The sequence below is a fragment of the Nitrospirota bacterium genome, assembly GCA_016207885.1.
Classification (GTDB): Bacteria; Nitrospirota; Thermodesulfovibrionia; order UBA6902; family UBA6902; genus JACQZG01.
The window spans coordinates 149666-165625 of record JACQZE010000006.1 but is presented as its reverse complement, the minus strand read 5'-3'; the positions used below and the strand labels follow the sequence as shown (position 1 = coordinate 165625).

Sequence of the window (15960 nt, the reverse complement as noted above, 5' to 3'; positions counted from 1 at the left end):
ATCTACATAGCATTATCAAAAGGTTGCTCATATTAAATGATCAACCTTTTTTTTTATCCTGAGATCAATAAAAAAATAATTGACTCATTGATTGACTATTTAATATTATTTATGAATTATGAGATATCGCTGGTACTTTAAAATCGGGGTGGAGATGTTTCCACGCATTTTTTTGCGGTTGCTGCTCGTTCCATTTTTCTTAATAATTATTTATCCTGATGTTCTCCATGCCCAGGGCTCGCTTGTAAGGTATTTCGATAAGATAGAATATGATGAGGAATGGAACAGGATTGTCAGGCCCTCATTTGCAATGTCTGAGCCTGTGATGGATGAGATTTACATGATTGACGGCAATGGGCGGATAATAATTTATTCATCCGACCTGTTTCCGCTTTATTCACTTGGTAAAAGCGATAAGATAGAACGGCCTGAAGGGCTTGCTGTTGATACTGACGGCAATTTATATGTAGCGCAGGCGTATTCGGATAATTATCCGAGAAACAGGATATCTGTCTTTAACCCGTGTCTTAAGTGGATGCGTGATATATATCTCGAGGGTTTTGAAGGCGCAGGCTCTTTTATACCTTACCGCCTCGCATTTGACAAGAATAAAAATCTTTATGTTGCGGGTATCTATTCTTCAGGAGTTCTGGTTCTTGACAATAACTTTAAGCTGATAGATATCATGTCTCCTGAAGAAGATGAGAAGAAGGTTAAATTGGTAAGTGTATCAATTGATGATTCCGGATGGATATACCTTGTAAGTGAAGAAACAGGGCATATATATGTCTATGATGAAAACAGAAAATACAAATTTCAGTTCGGAGAAAAAGGCGGCAGTTCCGGCAAACTCAGCAGGCCGAGGGCTGCTGCGATAGATAATAAGAGAGGCTGGATTTATGTGTTAGACTATATGCGCCATACAGTCAATACTTATGATAAAAACGGCAACTTAATTTTTGAGTTTGGAGGTCTGGGTTTAAGTGACGGTTGGTTCTGGCACCCAACAGACATAAGTGTCAGTAAAGAGGGGGATGTGATAGTAACGGACCTGTTTAATCACAGGGTGCAGATATTTAAACCATATTAACATGATCAGGTATACTTCAGACAATGCCAGGCGTAAGTCCTGTCTTAAAAGCCGTCCGGGTTATTCTACTTTGTTTATATCTGCTTTTATTTCATCTTTCTCACGAATTATAATTTTCTCTTCTATCCTCTTCGTTTCCGGCTGTACAACTCTTATAAAAGATGATTCTCCAGGGAATCAAAAGCAGGATCTTTTCAATAGCCAGATCGTCTTATATCTTAACGGCCCGGACAAGACATCACTGGATATCAGTTTTATACTTTCAGGAGTCAGCGTTATGTCTAAAGACGGAAATTACAGGGATGTTATTGATAAACCTGTCGCTGTCAACTCTTTTAAAATAAAAGGACATCAGATACTGCTTGGCGAAATACGGATTCCTGAGGGTGAGTATAAAAAGCTGAAGTTTACCATGACGGATGCTTCTATCATCAGTAATGGGCAAACTGCTACACTTGCGCTTCCTCCTGGTGCTATTGAAGTCCCAATCAATATAACAGTGCATGATAATCAGAGTGAAGCGCTCTTTGTTAAATGGAATCCGGATAGTTCTGTTGAAAGCGGATATATGTTCAACCCTTTATTTTCCGTCAGTTCGAAGGTGCCTGAACTCAGCAGGCTGATGATTTATGTTACCAATGAGGACTCAGGCAATGTCTCTGTGATAAACAGGCAGTCGGGAGAGGTTGTCGGCAGCATTATGGTGGGGAAGAAGCCACGTGGGATAATTGCCGGCCTTAGAAAAGAGCGCCTTAAGATATATGTTGCAAATTCGAGTTCTAACAGCGTGTCTGTAATTGATCCGGCCACAAACAGGGTAGAGCAGGAGATACCAATAAGGCTTGGCAGGGCTCCTGAAGGTATTGCTGTTGCAGAAGTGTCTTCCAACAGGGAGCTTGTCTTTGTTGCGAATTATGACTCAAGCACGGTATCCATTATTGACCCGGCCACGTTCAATGAGTTTGATAAGGTCAGTGTAGGGAACGGCCCGATAGCAGTGGCGGCAGACCCGCCGGTTACTGATATTTTTGGCTCAAGATTTCTTGACTCTTCTGAGATCAGTATTCTTCAGAACTACCGTACCAAGTATGTTAATGTGTATGTTGCAAACAAGAACTCGAACAGTATCTCTGTTATAAAAGTAAATATTCACAATAACAGAGTTGAAGATGTCTTTAATATTGATGTTGAATGGAGCCCTGTTGCCCTTTCTGTTGATTATGTGAGAGGCAGGCTTTATGTTGCCAATAATGATTCTGACAGGATCTCTGTCATTGATATAGTCTCCATTGTTAACGGGAACTTTACCGGGATTATCAATTCTATTGAAAATATCGGCTCTTCAGCTGTTGGAGTTGCTGTAAACCCGGTTTTTGACAGGGTGTATATTCTTAAAGAGATGCCTTCAGAGATAATGGTCATCAATTCATATTTTGAAGGTTCCGGGAATTCCGTGTCCCACGTCAGTCCGATAATAAGCAGTATCCCTGTGCCGGACTCACCAAGGGCCTTTATGCTCGACCCTGAGTCAAGGAAGCTTTATGTAGTCAGCAGAAGTACGGACAGTGTTTCTGTGATCAATACCATCAACACGGTTGAGGAAAAGGGCATACCGGTCGGCAGGAACCCATATGGGATAGCAATGTTTTCCGGGCAGTAATTAATTTTATTGGTCATTACTGACAAGATGGTGACCAATAACTATTTGCGGCAATTGAAACTATGCGGATAAGCAAATTCGGGATAATAGTATTTTTGGTATTTTTATTATTTATAAACTCATCGGTTTCTTCAGCCGCACTTACCGGAATGGGCAATATTGACCATTCAGTTTATGAGGCGGTTGATGACGGGGAAAAGACTTCAACAAATACTACACAAAAGAATTTAAGGCTTTCATTTTCAAAATATATTAACGAGTTATTGTCTTACAATCTTGAGTTACGGACAAGCTTTTCAGATACTGATACAGAAAATCCTTATGGATTAACAAACACTACTTCCCGTAAAACGCTTGAGCCGGCCTTTAACCTGTCATTGAAAAATTCAATGTATGAGATCAATGCCGGCTTCAGGAGGCGTCAGGACACGAACTCAGGAACTTTTAGCGATACAAGGGATAATATTCAAGACTACTACTATACTGCCTTCAGGGTGAATCCTGTGGCGCTTCCCTCGCTTTCAGCTGAGTTTAACAGGGAGAATAATAATGACGGTGTATCTGTGAACAGCATCAGTGACCGGTATAGTTTTAACTCATTTTATACGCTTCCATCTCAAGTAGTCGATTTAAGGATGTATCTTAACTATACGCATAGGGTAGACGAGAACCCGCTTAATATAACTTACAAAAGTGTAAGTGATGATTTTTCAGGGAATTACAGGCTTGGGCATTCACAGAAATTCCTTAACAACAAGATCTTTTTCTCGGCTGTATATGACGGCAATTTCACAAGAAGTACCGGGGAGAGTTTTTCAAGCAAGACAGGGAATGTGCTTTTTGAAAGGGCAGGGGTTGGTTTATCTGCTCAGGGGACAGCGTTAGATCCTGACATTGATATTCTATCTTCAGAACCCGGCCTGACCGACTCTGACCTTATTACTTCTACAGGCATCGGACTCAGCAGTTCTGTTTTTGATAAATATCAAAACATAGGCATCCAGGTCTCCAAGGCTGATGCCGTTGACAGGCTGTATATTTATGTCAATAAAGATGTAAGCGGTGATCTTAACCTGACTCTCCCCGGCAACTGGAAGGTGTATTGGAGCGATTTTAATCAGGCCGGCACATGGAATCTGTTAAGCATTTCCAGTGTAAGTGTATCTGTTTTTGATTCAGTCAATAATATTTACCGTTATGAGATACAGCTTGCGGCTTCAACAAAGGCTGTATATTTCAAGGCGGTTAATATGGCGGCCAGCGGAGTTTCGAATGTTTTTGTAACTCAGGTTGAGGCTTACGGCGTAGAGATCATCCCGGTATCCGGTGTCCTTGAAAGCGACAGTACTTCCATCTTCCAGAGGATCGACCTCATGTCAACATACCAGCCCTTTAAAAAGCTTAAATTCGCCGTGAATTATTCTATAGATAAATCTGATCAGAACCCTTCATCAGCATTTAGCTCTGTTTCTTCTATTATCACGAGTATATTTTCAAAATCCGGCAGTGGTGAGGACGCTCCTGATTACAGCAGCAGGATCACAAAGAGCTTTGCGCTTTCTTCCACCTGGCGGACACACAGGCTGCTGACCACTGATTTTCGCATGCAGTTCACCCAGACGTATGATAATGCATTTAAAACTGATAGCGTTGCTAATAGTTATTCATTGAAATTTGCTTATGCGCCCATCGAGTACCTGAATGCCAATATGTCGTTGAACAGGACTGAATCAATAAATTTTGAAGTGAAACAATCGAATAATGATTCAATATCATTGACAATAGGGTCAAGGCTTTACAGGTATCTTAATATGGTAACTGATTTAGGATATTCCCGTTCTGAAAATTTAGTGTCTCAATCTCAATCATCATCTAAATACATAAGCGGAACTATTGATACTGATCTGACAAAAAAACTCTCAGGCGCTTTAAGGTACAGTTTTGGCTGGAGTACAACTGATGCTGAACAGGTTCAAACCAGAGGCGGCTCTGTAACCGTTACATACAGGCCTGGAAGGTTTGTTAATTTGTCTGGAGATATTAACTATTCGTCTTCTTCAGATGGATCCTCAGCGGTCAGCGAGATATTTATTGCTGACTGGCGGCCTATACCGGTCATACAGTTGGGCACTACCTATCGCCATTCAGACTCTAAGCCATATAATTTCACTACAGATTCGGTCTCTTTAAACGGGACATGGCATATAAAGAGGTTTGCTGATTTTCGGACCTCATATTTATATGAACAGAAACAGGAAGATCGGAAGAGTGAGAATAATAGCGTAAACGGGGTGTTGAGCTTAAGGTTCTGATATTATTTTTTTAACAAAAAGCATAGTGTATACTATATGCTTTAATAGATTGATCTAATCAGGGGATATTTAAATTGGATTTGGCCGGATACACTGTCAAAAGATATTTTTCTTATGTTTTTATTATGTTATTGCTGGCTGATATCGTATTTGTATTCGGCTGTGGATTTAATAATAAATATTATAAAAAGCAGGATTATAATATTGCCCTTGTAAATAAAGTGGCCGTACTTCCTTTTGAGAACTTTGCCCTTGATAGATATGCCGGGGAAAAGATAAGGGAGAAGGTGGTTATTGAATTATTGGAAAGAGGGTTTGAGGTTGTTGAAGAAGGAGAGGTCATGAGACAGCTGGCTCAGCTTAAGGTTCAGTCTGTATCTTTATTGACCTTAGATGAGATCAAGAGCCTCGGGCAAAACCTTGAGGTAGATGCTGTTATAAAGGGTTCAGTTTCAACGCTGGGTATAATAAAAGGGGCATCTGTTGATTATCCTGAGGCTGCTGTCACCATAAGAATGATCGAGACTGTAAATGGAGAGACTGTCTGGTCTGTTTCAAATACTGCCGGCGGGCCGGGTTTTTTGACGAGGCACTTTGGTATTGAGGGAAAGACCCTTGATGAGGCAGCCCGTAAGGTTGTAAAAGAGGCTATTGATACATTAAAATAACAGCTGATTTATATAATGTATATTAATATATATAACTAAATGAAACAGATATATTTCAGAAGCCGGATATTATTGTTTTTCATATTTTTGTTTGCGCCTATTCTTTCCGGATGCGCAAGCTCAGTGACTTCTTATCATATCAAAGAAAATGTTGATTTCAGTTTCATAAAGAGAGTGGCAATTCTTCCGCTTGATAACTTCACTTCAAACAAAAGCGCCTCTGAAGCGGTCAGGCAGGTAGTGACCACTGAGATGCTTTCTTCCGGATTTGTAGATGTTGTAGTTCCGGGAGATGTTATGGCAGCTATCAACAATGTAGGAGTAAAGTCAATTTCATCTCCCAGTGTTGAGGAGATCAGGGCATTAGGCAAATTTCTCAAAGTCGAGGCTGTTGTAACGGGTTCAGTTGATAATTATGCTGAAGTCAGAAGGGATAATGTTACTGTTGCTGAAGTATCAATAACATTAATGATGGTAGATACCGGGGCAGGCGATATACTATGGTCTGTCACAAAGACAAGTCCCGGAGCCGGTTTTATGGCAAGGCACTTTGGCGCAAGAACCCCCACTTTAAGTGAGGCTACTTCCAATATCGTCAGGGAAGCAATAGCGACCCTGTCATCATATTGATTGCATTTTGAATTTTCCTATAATAACTTTCTTTGAATAGTTGAGCCTGATATGAAATTTATTAAATATATTGCAAAGCCATGTTTGTTCATCCTGCCGATCTTTTTTTTTTATCTTTCCGAGGCATCAGCAGAAGTGAATAGCTTAAGCAACCCGGCAGATGCCGGTATTAGTCAGTACGAAGTAACTCCTGTTCAGGACAGCAGCATAAAAGTTGAAGCAGGACCAGAAGCATCTGATATCCTTTTATCTTCGGAAACGTCTGAAATTGCAAAAGGAACTGTCGGGAAAAGGATCGCTATATTTCCTTTTGATAACCTTACAATGGTTGATAATGCGTTGAACGCTGTTATGCCTGTTATTGAGAAAGAGATGAAGGACCGGGGCTATTCTATAGTCGGGGAACAGGAGCTTTATTCTAATATCTGCAAGGATAGGGTTCGGGAAACCGGGACAATATCAAAAGCGCTTGCAAAAAAGATATCAGATAATTTTAAGGTTGAAGGCATATTGCTTGGCTCCATAGTATCATACTCCATAGAGGGGAAACCCTTGCTTGGACTTATTGCCAGGCTTATAGATCCGTCTGACGGCTCTATACTATGGGCTGATTATTTCTCTGCCACGGGTGATGATTTCATTACGGTGTTAGGGCTTGGAGAGATCAAGGAGATGGATGAACTAATACAGAAGGTTGTTAACAGTCTGTTTGCATCCTTCACTTCAGAAGCGCCGCATAAGGATGCCGCATTCAGGGTCGCTGTTATGCCTTTTATGAACGATACTGATTATAAGGACGCTGGAAATATAGCCTCTCAGATGTTCGTAGTGCATCTTTTCAAAGATAGCGGTTTTATGCCTCTGGAGTATGGGGAGATCAAAAAGAATTTGGTTGATATGAGGATCAGGGTTAAAGGAAATCTTGACTATACTACTATTACTGAGCTTTCAAAAGTTATTGATGTGGATGGTTATTTATTAGGTGAAGTGGGACTTTATTTTAACGGGGTGCTGCAAAATTCCCCTCCGGCAGCGTCTGTTTCCGCAAGGCTCATCGGATCAGGAAATAAAAAGATCCTTTGGTACGGCCGAGGCCAGATGAGCGGCGATGATGATGTTATAATATACGACTGGCGCCGGCTCAGGTCAGTTGATAAAGTGACAGATAAAATAGTTACAAAATTGGTTGATAACCTGGAGAAGAAAAAATGGAACTGAAGAATAAATATCTGCATCAGTATGCCGGATTTGTAAGCCACTTGCTCATGGTTTGTTTTTTGCTGTCAGCAGGTCTTCTTTTCGGCTGTGTTTCTATGGGTAAAAAAACAGATGCGCTTGCATATGTGGACGGGGATCCGATAACAAGAGAGGACCTTTCATATTCTTTAGGTGTTGAGCACAGGAGAGAGGATCTCTCTACTGCCAAAGCGCTTGACATGAAAGATTATCTGAACAAACTGATAAATGAGAGGCTTATCATTCAGGAGGCCCGCCGTATGGGGATGCAGGAATACCCTGAGGCAAAAGAGAAGATACAGGCATTTATTGTCAGGGAATCAGTTTTAATGCTTCATGAAGATGAAATATTAAAAAAGGTTTCATCTAATAATGAAGATGAAATAAAGAAGTATTACAAAGAGAACTATAAGATCTTTAAATTGGACGTGTTAGGGTTTAACTCAAAAGATGACGCATCGAGGTTCAGGGATTTGATCCTGCAGGGATCAGATGTAAGCCGGGTTTCAAAAGAGGAAGCCGGCATCAACAGAATAGATGAAGGAAAAGAATTTTCTTACAGGTCACTTGCTCAGTCTATGCAAAAAGCAGTCTCAGGGCTGAACCCAGGCGAATATTCAGATGTTGTTGAGGTCAAAGGCGTTTATTATATTTTGAAACTCCTCGGGGTTACGGGTGCGCCTGATGACAAGCTTGAGAGCGTAAGAGCGCATATAGAAAAGAGTCTCGGCAGCATTAAGGAAGAAGAGAGGAGCAATCAATATTTAGAGGAGCTGCGTGAACAGTCTACTCTGAAGATTGATAATGACATCCTCTTATCTTTGAAGCTCGGAGTTGAGGATGGTGACAGGGCAAAGCTGGCTAATGACAACAGGACACTTGTGACTGTTAATGGAGAAGTTTTGACCGTGGGAGAATTTATTGCTTTGCTGCCTCCTGTTATCAAGATCACTAATGAACAGCTCCTCAATAGCTGGATAACCCGCAAGCTGGTGGATCAGGAGGCATTGAGGCGCCGCTACGATCTGCAGCCTAAACTTGAGGGTATGGTCAGGCGGTATGAAAACCAAGTCTTGCAAAATTTATATATCAATGAGGTCATTTTGCCGAATATCCAGGTCTCTGATGATATATTGAATGCGTATTATGATAAGCATCAGCAAGATTACCTTACACCTTCCCGCTATAAAATACAGGTGATAGCGGTAGAGAAGATGGATGAGGCAGTTGAAATATATAACAGTCTTATAAAGGGAGCAGATTTTTCCTGGTTTGCAAGGATGAGGTCCAAAGATGTCTCTGCCGAGAAGGGAGGCAACATGGGCTGGCGTAACTTAGGTGAACTTCCCTTGCCGCTTAAGGAGATAATTGATACACTAAAGCCGGGTGATATCAGCCCTGTTCTTCAAGCGGGTTCTCGTTACAGTATATATAATATTCTTGAGATTGAAGCGCCGAAAGCAAAGGCATTAAGCGAAGTGAAGCCGGATGTGTACAGGGCATATATGGCAGAAGAGTTCAGCCGGATACATGATACTAATATGGAACAGTTAAAGGCAGACACCGAGATAATAATCAATGATGATGCTATTAAGGCTTTTGAAAAGGGCTTTAAATAGCATAAAATTTATGCTATATATAATTTAAATGAAAAATATCAGAGTGAGTAAAAAAATATTAGTAAGCATTTTTTCGGTTCTTATGATTGCTTGCTTCTTAAGCTCTTGTGCCCCTGCTCCTGCAAGGAGTGCAAAGGGACGTTTCAAGCCTAAGGAGTGCCTTGATTGTCATAAGGACATGCTCCCGGAACTTAACAAGAAGGTCGTACACTCACCCATGAAGAGCCTTGAATGTGAGAAGTGCCACCTGCGTCACGGACGGCTCACTATACTGTCACTCGTTGAAAGGGACGAGAAGAAGCTGTGTTTCATATGCCACACTGAGCTGGACTCAAATATTCAGAAGATGTCAAATGTCCATACAATCGTAGCGCACGGGAAGTGCCTTCCCTGTCATGATCCGCATGCTTCTGACAATAGCCGTCTTCAGAAAGAAGCGGGCAATGCTAATTGTCTGGTCTGCCATAAAGATGAGTCATTCAGCAGGGCCAAGCGCCACAAGCCGCTTGATGACGGCTGTCTTGTATGTCATGCGCCGCATGGCTCTAACTTTAAGAACAATCTTATTAATGAGGAAGTTAAACTTTGTGAGTCCTGCCATGGCTATTCTGCTTCCGGATTCAAGGCCGCACATAAAAACTATCCTGTTGAGAATGGCAAGTGTACAGGATGTCACACTCCTCACACTTCATCCAATGATAAACTGCTGAGGGAGTCGGTGCATGCCCCGCTTGCAAGCCTCCAGTGTTCCTCTTGCCATAAGCCTTATGATGACCCAAAACCTTTTGACACCATTGCTCCTGACGGAGAATTGTGCTATACATGTCACGCAAAGGAGAAAAAAAGTTTTGATACTGCATACACACATCCTGTTACCAGGGAAGGTAAGTGCATTAACTGTCACAGCCCGCACGCCTCTGATTTTTCCGCTGTTACATTAAGGGACAAAAATTCTATATGTACTAAATGTCATGCTGACAAGCCTAATATTAACGTGTCTTCTCTTCATAAACCCATAAGTGATAAAGGCTGTACTGCCTGTCATAATCCTCATGCGTCAGAGAACCCGCTTTATCTGAAACTGCCCGGGAAGGAAATATGTTTAAGCTGTCACCCTGGAGTTAAGGGAGAGTTGAAGAATACTGTCTTGCACAAGCCTTTCTCCGGTTTAGAGTGTACCGGTTGTCATGATTCGCATGGTAGCAATAATCAGTATATGGCCAAGTATCCGGCTGCTGAACTTTGTTATTCCTGCCATAAAGATAAGGCAAAAGATTTTTTCAAAACTTATATACATACCCCTGTCAATAAAAGTGAGTGCTCCCCATGTCATAAGTCACACTCATCTCAATACGCTAATCTTTTGAACGGTGACAAGGATAGTATCTGCATGCAATGCCATGAGAGTATGATGTTTCAAATTGAAGAAGAAACAACACATAAGCCTTTCATGGATAAAAAATGCAGCGCATGTCATGATCCCCACGCAAGTGATAATGTGGGCACTACCGTTACGCCCATGACTGAGCTTTGTTTCAACTGTCATAAAACAATGGAGTCTGCTTTAAATGCAAGCGCTAATAAACACCTTCCGGTTGAGGCTGGTAAATGTAATTCATGCCATAACCCGCACCGGGGCAAATTGAAAAATCAGCTATTGGCTACACCTAATGAGCTCTGCCTGACATGCCATGACCGGATAGTGACAACAACTTCCAGAAAAGGCCATATTTCCATGGAAGAGGGCGATTGTCTAAGTTGTCATATATCACACTATTCGGATTCCGCATATCTCTTGAAGGATTCTGATCCATCTTTATGCCTCAAGTGCCATACTGTTGATACTGAGCGCCTTCTCAAGGCACATAGAACTTCGCTTAATGACATTACTCAGTGCGGCAGCTGCCATGAGCCTCATGTTACAGAAGGGCCGGGGCTTTTGAAGAAGGTTCTGCATGAGCCCTTTAACAGAGGTAAATGTGAGGAATGCCATGAATAAAACCATAGTTAAACGAGTTTTCCTTGGAAAGAGTTCAGATGAAACAGTTGTATTTTCATTAATGCTTGCTGGCATGCTTGCGCTTTGCTTGGTTTTTTGCAGTTATTCCCATGCTGAGATCAGGCTTAAATCGAAGGAGCCTGCTTCATGTTTTAAATGCCATAATGGACTTAAGGAGAGGCTTTCTGATAATTTCACGCATTTTCTCTTTAAACAGGGTAAGTGCAGTGCCTGCCATAATCCTCATGTAAGCAAGGACAGGGGGCTCATCAGAGGAGACATAAACCCTCTTTGCCTTGGATGTCATGATTCTATTAAAAAGCTTGTAAATAATGCCCGGCAGCATAGCGCCATCAGGGACGGTTTATGTACGGGATGTCATGATCCTCACAGCAGCAAGAACAAAGGCCTTATAAAAAAGGATGAAAAAGAGATGTGCCTGGAATGTCATGAGGATCTTAAACTACAGCTTGAGAGAACCTATGCATGCCGCCCATTTAAGAAAGGGGAATGTTCCGCCTGCCATAATGCGCATGGTTCTCAGGAGGCTAATCTGCTGGTTGGCGAGCCGGGTAAGACCTGTAAGAAATGCCATACCCTTATTAATTGCAAGGCTGGCAATGTGTCGATCTCTTCAGTGACCAGGAATATGAATTGCATTTCCTGCCACTCAGGCCACAGCTCTGATGATAAGGGTGTGTTGGGCCCTTACGGCCATAAGATGTTTATAAAGAAAGAGTGTGATAAGTGCCATAAGCCATTCAGCGAAGGCGGTAAAATAACAACCAAGCTTGAAGGTGAGAAGCTATGTTTAAGCTGTCATAAAGAAGATGCATTAATCATTGAATCAGATGTTCACGGGAAAGACTCCAGCAACTCTTGTTCAATGTGCCATACTCCTCACTCTTCCAACAGGAAGGAAATGACCGTAGACGAGGGGAAGATGTGTACTGCATGTCATCAGGATACTGAAAAGAGAACGGTATTTATGGAGAAGGCGCTGAAGTCCAAGAGGGAGTGCGCGCCTATAAAGAATAGGCAATGTTTTGAGTGCCATGTGCCAAAACATTCCACCCGGAAACTTAATTTCAGGGAAGATGAGTTCGTATTATGCAACGAATGCCATGAGACCGAGCATAAGATCACTCATCCGCTTGGCCCCGATGTAATAGATGTGCGCAACGGCCAGCCTGTCACCTGTATCACATGTCACAGTATGCACGCTGCAAAAGCCCAATATATGCTGACACATGATGGTAAACGGACCTTATGTATCCAGTGTCATCAATATTGATGTTCATCAATGGCATTTTCTTTGCTATATATCTCGATGTTTCAAGAAGATATTTTGAAAATATCTTATGAAATCTGTATTTTTAATATTAATATGCCTCTTAAGTGCAGAGTTTTATTTTAAAGGTGATGTAAGTGCGGACATGACCGGAAGCTTATGTACTGACTGTCATACGATTCATAATAGTCAGGGCAATCAGCCTGCAACTTTTGATGGCAGCCCGGTTCCGTATCTGGCACTGTTGCGGGGTTCATGCGAAGGGTGCCATACTTCTACTTCAGCCTCTGTATGGCAGAGTTCGATAGCCGGCGCACCCATCGTCTACAATACCTTAGAACCCTCATACGGCAATAAAGGCCTTGCAGCCGGAAATTTTTATTATACTGGCACGACGTTAGATGAGAAAGGGCATAACATATTTTTATCTAATCCGGATGACGGTTTAGGCAATACTCCTCCCGGTGGTTTGGATATTGGACAGCAGTTGAACTGTTCAGGGACATATGGATGTCACGGCCATAACGGAAGGCAGAGCGGAGATACCGCAATAGATGACCAGCTGATTGCCGTAATGGGCGGCCATCATGGCCTTAGTTCTCCTATGACAGGCAGCATTGCCGAGGTCTCGAAAAGCTACAGGTTTCTCCTTGGGATAAAAGGAGTTGAAGATACAGATTGGGAACAGGATAATGTCAATACGAGCCATAACGAGTATCAGGGATCCACAGCAGGCTCGACAGATACAATAAGTTATTTTTGCGCTGAGTGCCACGGTAATTTTCACACATGGGAAGGCGGCATTACTGAAGTTGGTACTGCTTCACCATGGCTAAGACATCCTACTGATATTTTGCTGCCTGCGGCCGGTGAATACGCAGCATATACTAATTACAGTTTATTATCACCGGTTGCCAGGCAATCCCCGGACCTGGTGGCTGATACAACTTTGGTTAATCCTGGGAGCGATACCATCATGTGTCTTTCCTGTCATCGGGCGCATGCTTCGCCTTACTATAAGATGTTGAGATGGGACTACAAGAATTCGACATTATCTACTGCTCTTTCAGGCTGTAATGTATGCCATACATCAAAGGATTAATTGCTCTATGAAAATATACAGCAATATTGGCATCAAGTTATTTTCATTAAAGCTTTTCTTTTATAGCGGTTTTCTGTTTTTGTTTCTTTTGAATCCTGACTGTGCAGGTGCAGGCGCATATCTTAATTCTGCTCATGGCAGCTCCGCATATGGCGCTAAAAGAAGCGCTTCAGGGTTTCCTGCTGATTATCCGAAAGGTTTATGTGCCCACTGTCATGAACAGCATGCAAGTGTGGACAATTCTGAACCCGGCCCTTCTGGCGGTTCTCCTTCCGCGTATGAACTTTTTTATGATAATCATATATCCCAGACTGACGGGATCTGCTACGAGTGCCATAAAGATTCAGGGTCGTTTCAAACAGGTGGAAGCATCATTAACAGGAGCTATAGCTATAGGGCAGGGGGATGGACTTCTGATTTAGTGAATGATATTCTTGAGGCATTTTCGTTCAGTTCGCCTGATTCATCTCATAACCTTGATGATATCAGGACATTTATTACAGGCAAATGGGGATATACTGGGAATTCCAATCCCTGTGCAGCATGTCATAATCCGCATTCTCTTCAGGGAGATCCTCCGAATGCCGCGAATAGTGTGAAAAATGACGCAACACGCGGCTGGGTGGTCTCACGCCCGTCTTTACACAGCACTGACAATAATGCATGGGGATTATGGGGGGATATTGCAGGAGAGAGGATGAGTGTATATAACTATCAGGCGCCATACCGCTATAGCACAACAACTAATTATGAACCTGACGGCTCAACTACAACACAGGATGGCTCAAACCTTACTGATTTTGCTACATTCTGTTCTGATTGTCATAATAATACAAACACAATAAACAGTACTGCTCTTGCAAGAAATCTTAACAAGTTCAGCTGGAGTACTGAGCAGCACGGTGGCGGCGCCGCAAGCGCCGGCTGCCCGGATATTCTTAACCCTTATCAGGTGGCCCAGTGCGGAACTTATGTTCTTTCCTGCACGGACTGTCATGAGTCTCATGGCTCTCCGAATCTGATGTTAATAAGAAAAGAAGTTAATGGCGCAGAGGTGACTGTAGATGTTGAAACTGGATTTGGCCCTTTTGGCAGGGAAAATACAGAGTGGATGTCTTTATGTGTCCGATGCCATGATGGATTGGATACTACGGACGGCAACCATACACATCCATTCTTTATCCCCCCTCAAGTTTCAGGCTGCTCGTCGTTTCAATGCCATGAGGCAGGAGATATATACAGGGTATGTACCGAATGTCATTCTCACGGGAACCAGGATATTGATGGTACGCCGTTCGGCGAACCTCTGTTGTGAACAGTAAAGGGGATATTAAATGCATAAATTAATATTACTGATTTTGTTTGTTTTAACATTTGCAGCAGGTGTAATTAATTATGCTGTATCAGAGACCGCAAGACCTTCTGTTATTCTGGAACGGGATATCAAGGCAAATATGGACGCGCATATTGAAAAGGTAAAGCGTAAAAATCCAGCAAAATACCAAGCTATGATGGATGGCGCTAATAATACTGTTTCTGGATGCCTTAGTTGTCATATCGACCTATTAGATAGCAATAAAAATAAAACAAGAATATATCTCCAGCATTAAGTCATATTTCCAGTTTCCGTCAATACTATCAATTCTATAACTGGCATCACAATGAGCTACCCAGCAGCAAGCTGCGGGGAATTTACCCGCTAAGGTTAATAGTTATCAGTTTTCCTCTATAGTTATGTGGGAAAAGTCACGGTTATGTGCATTATGACGCATTAAATCCATTCATTGCTCTATTTTTATGCAATAAATCAATATGTTTTTGGGCACATTAATTGCTTATATAAATATTATGAACCAGGTCGATAATCTGAATAAGAAAAAAATATTAATTGCTGACGACGAAGAGCTGATAGTCTGGTCCTTAAGAAAATACTTTGAGGCTGATGGATATCATGTTGACATGGTTCATAATGGCAGCGACGCTCTTAAGAGTCTTAAGAGCAATGCATATAATATTATTGTTACGGATCTCTTTATGCCGGACATGAGCGGTATGGAGGTCTTGATTAAGATGAAGGAAAGCGGGATAAGGATCCCTGTTATTATCACATCAGCTTATTTTTCTGAAAAGATAATGTCTGACATAATGAACGAAGGAGCATTTAAATGCATTAACAAGCCTTTTCAGATGGAGGATGTCCTGGGTGCTATAAAAGAGGCTGAGCAATTTAGCTTTAACTTATAACAAATTACATAATTATAATACGTCAAAAATCCTCGCTGTCATTCACCGATTCATAAAGAATGCTTATAACTTTTTAATATCTTTTAAATTCCTTTTATTTACATCACTG

The 15960-nt window shown here is 41.8% G+C and carries 13 protein-coding genes; all 13 read left to right on the top strand.

Annotation, left to right across the window (positions count from 1 at the left end; genetic code table 11):
- The first annotated feature begins 154 nt into the window (after positions 1–154).
- The 13 genes from HY807_06245 (at position 155) to HY807_06185 (ending at position 15851) form a co-directional block, all read left to right on the top strand.
- Positions 155–1090, top strand: coding sequence for an NHL repeat-containing protein (locus HY807_06245; protein ID MBI4826008.1), 936 nt, complete (start codon positions 155–157; stop codon positions 1088–1090).
- Between the two features lie 277 nt (positions 1091–1367).
- Positions 1368–2750: a YncE family protein gene (locus tag HY807_06240; GenBank protein MBI4826007.1), complete on the top strand. Its 1383-nt coding sequence runs from the start codon at positions 1368–1370 to the stop codon at positions 2748–2750.
- Positions 2751–2812: 62 nt separating this feature from the next.
- Complete coding sequence (locus tag HY807_06235; protein MBI4826006.1) at positions 2813–5062, top strand: hypothetical protein; 2250 nt, start codon at positions 2813–2815, stop codon at positions 5060–5062.
- Between the two features lie 80 nt (positions 5063–5142).
- Positions 5143–5730, top strand: a complete 588-nt coding sequence (locus tag HY807_06230) for a hypothetical protein (protein ID MBI4826005.1) — start codon at positions 5143–5145, stop codon at positions 5728–5730.
- A gap of 123 nt (positions 5731–5853) precedes the next feature.
- Positions 5854–6360: a hypothetical protein gene (locus tag HY807_06225; GenBank protein MBI4826004.1), complete on the top strand. Its 507-nt coding sequence runs from the start codon at positions 5854–5856 to the stop codon at positions 6358–6360.
- A 51-nt stretch (positions 6361–6411) separates the two neighbouring features.
- Complete coding sequence (locus tag HY807_06220; GenBank protein MBI4826003.1) at positions 6412–7578, top strand: hypothetical protein; 1167 nt, start codon at positions 6412–6414, stop codon at positions 7576–7578.
- Positions 7569–9215 carry a peptidyl-prolyl cis-trans isomerase gene (locus HY807_06215; GenBank protein ID MBI4826002.1) on the top strand — a complete coding sequence of 549 codons (1647 nt, stop codon included), beginning with the start codon at positions 7569–7571 and terminating at the stop codon, positions 9213–9215. Before HY807_06220 ends, HY807_06215 begins: the two co-directional genes overlap by 10 nt.
- 178 nt (positions 9216–9393) lie before the next feature.
- Complete coding sequence (locus tag HY807_06210; GenBank protein ID MBI4826001.1) at positions 9394–11214, top strand: cytochrome C; 1821 nt, start codon at positions 9394–9396, stop codon at positions 11212–11214.
- Positions 11207–12508, top strand: coding sequence for a hypothetical protein (locus HY807_06205; protein ID MBI4826000.1), 1302 nt, complete (start codon positions 11207–11209; stop codon positions 12506–12508). Before HY807_06210 ends, HY807_06205 begins: the two co-directional genes overlap by 8 nt.
- Before the next feature lie 142 nt (positions 12509–12650).
- A complete protein-coding gene (locus HY807_06200; protein MBI4825999.1) occupies positions 12651–13607 on the top strand; it encodes a hypothetical protein in 957 nt (318 codons plus the stop codon).
- Between the two features lie 7 nt (positions 13608–13614).
- The gene (locus HY807_06195) at positions 13615–14922 is read left to right on the top strand and encodes a hypothetical protein (protein ID MBI4825998.1); all 1308 of its coding nucleotides are present in this window, start codon (positions 13615–13617) and stop codon (positions 14920–14922) included.
- Between the two features lie 19 nt (positions 14923–14941).
- A complete protein-coding gene (locus HY807_06190; protein MBI4825997.1) occupies positions 14942–15217 on the top strand; it encodes a hypothetical protein in 276 nt (91 codons plus the stop codon).
- A gap of 238 nt (positions 15218–15455) precedes the next feature.
- Positions 15456–15851, top strand: a complete 396-nt coding sequence (locus HY807_06185) for a response regulator (protein MBI4825996.1) — start codon at positions 15456–15458, stop codon at positions 15849–15851.
- Positions 15852–15960 lie beyond the last annotated feature (109 nt).

What these genes read in the sequence shown, in the direction of transcription:
- HY807_06215 (MBI4826002.1), top strand. Translation starts at nt 7,569, where the DNA reads ATGGAACTGAAGAATAAATATCTGCATCAGTATGCCGGATTTGTAAGC.
- HY807_06205 (MBI4826000.1), top strand. Translation starts at nt 11,207, where the DNA reads ATGAATAAAACCATAGTTAAACGAGTTTTCCTTGGAAAGAGTTCAGAT.
- HY807_06200 (MBI4825999.1), top strand. Translation starts at nt 12,651, where the DNA reads ATGACCGGAAGCTTATGTACTGACTGTCATACGATTCATAATAGTCAG.
- HY807_06195 (MBI4825998.1), top strand. Translation starts at nt 13,615, where the DNA reads ATGAAAATATACAGCAATATTGGCATCAAGTTATTTTCATTAAAGCTT.
- HY807_06235 (MBI4826006.1), top strand. Translation starts at nt 2,813, where the DNA reads ATGCGGATAAGCAAATTCGGGATAATAGTATTTTTGGTATTTTTATTA.
- HY807_06240 (MBI4826007.1), top strand. Translation starts at nt 1,368, where the DNA reads ATGTCTAAAGACGGAAATTACAGGGATGTTATTGATAAACCTGTCGCT.
- HY807_06190 (MBI4825997.1), top strand. Translation starts at nt 14,942, where the DNA reads ATGCATAAATTAATATTACTGATTTTGTTTGTTTTAACATTTGCAGCA.
- HY807_06210 (MBI4826001.1), top strand. Translation starts at nt 9,394, where the DNA reads ATGCTCCCGGAACTTAACAAGAAGGTCGTACACTCACCCATGAAGAGC.
- HY807_06185 (MBI4825996.1), top strand. Translation starts at nt 15,456, where the DNA reads ATGAACCAGGTCGATAATCTGAATAAGAAAAAAATATTAATTGCTGAC.
- HY807_06220 (MBI4826003.1), top strand. Translation starts at nt 6,412, where the DNA reads ATGAAATTTATTAAATATATTGCAAAGCCATGTTTGTTCATCCTGCCG.
- HY807_06245 (MBI4826008.1), top strand. Translation starts at nt 155, where the DNA reads ATGTTTCCACGCATTTTTTTGCGGTTGCTGCTCGTTCCATTTTTCTTA.